At 62.4% G+C, this 342-nt stretch carries 1 protein-coding gene; it reads left to right on the top strand.

The features are described 5' to 3' along the window. Positions 1-16: 16 nt before the first annotated feature. Positions 17-342 (top strand): Ohr family peroxiredoxin (locus AC1DQ3_RS36895; RefSeq protein WP_477125010.1); only part of this gene is annotated, 326 nt, incomplete at its 3' end.

The raw sequence follows: 342 nt of genomic DNA, 5'->3' as shown, positions 1-342 counted from the left end.
CAACAAGGAAACCATCATGACCCAAACCGGAAAAGTTCTATACACAGGCAAGACCCACACCACTGGTGGACGCGACGGTGTCTCCCGTAGCTCCGACGGGCGCCTGGACATCCAGCTTTCGTCCCCCGGTACCTCAGGCAAGGGCACCAATCCGGAGCARCTGTTTGCYGCCGGCTGGTCGGCCTGCTTCATCGGTGCGCTTGGGCTAGCGTCCGCCAGGATGAAAGTCGCCCTCCCGGCCGACCTGTCGGTCGACGCCGAAGTGGACCTGGTCAAGGAGGGCGATGCTTACTACCTGCAAGCCCGTCTCAACATCAGCCTGCCCGGGGTGGAGCGTGATGA

Source organism: Cupriavidus sp. 01T418, from assembly GCF_056398885.1.
Note: the sequence above shows the minus strand (reverse complement) of the source record. Positions and strands in the feature narration are given on the sequence as shown.